This window comes from Hydrotalea flava, from assembly GCF_001623405.1.
In the GTDB taxonomy this organism is placed as follows: domain Bacteria; phylum Bacteroidota; class Bacteroidia; order Chitinophagales; family Chitinophagaceae; genus Hydrotalea; species Hydrotalea flava.
The window spans coordinates 1-663 of sequence record NZ_LUHG01000005.1 but is presented as its reverse complement, the minus strand read 5'-3'; the positions used below and the strand labels follow the sequence as shown (position 1 = coordinate 663).

The following is a 663-nucleotide window of genomic DNA, read 5'->3' as shown; positions in this document are numbered from 1 at the left end:
GATCGAACTCTTTTAAAATACTGGCAATCTGATGGGGACTGAATCTACTCTTTTTCATAATTAAACGTTTTAAAGTTATACATTTTTTGTCTACTTATAAAACGTACTATTTTTGGGGGAGCTTACAACAACATGTATTTTTTGAAATATTCTGGATTGTAATAGTAACGGGTATTTCAACTCAATTTTCTGTTTTATTATATGAAGAATCCAACAATTTAAAAATTATAAAATTTAATCATTATAGAATATTTAAACAAATATCTTTAGGATACCTAATTCTTATTATTGGTGTCTTAATTGAATTTTATGTTACAAATAAATTTTAATATTATGACAAAGAAAATTAGTTATTTCTTATTGCTATTCGCAATATGCTTTTTTGTAAACAGGTTAATTGGACATTATTACTCTGACAATGCAGCGTTTTGGTTTTCTATATTGTTAGTACCATTTGCGATTAAATTTTTTAAAAGGACTCTTAAGAAAAAAAATGAATAATAAAAGTATGTCAACTTGATGGCTTTAGTTTGGATTGTCTTGTCCTGAAATAGGTTTACGATTATTCGTAAATTAATTTTGGACAAAATATGCAAAAAAGAGAGATTAACAAAGAGGCTATCATAGCCGAGTATTTAACAGGCGATTATACTTATCGCCAAT

Annotated in this window: 1 protein-coding gene; it reads left to right on the top strand. The window is 26.2% G+C overall.

Annotated elements, in window-relative coordinates; translation table 11 throughout:
* The first annotated feature begins 86 nt into the window (after positions 1-86).
* A complete protein-coding gene (locus A0F92_RS15980) occupies positions 87-329 on the top strand; it encodes a stage II sporulation protein M (protein WP_068240385.1) in 243 nt (80 codons plus the stop codon).
* The last annotated feature ends 334 nt before the right edge of the window (positions 330-663 follow it).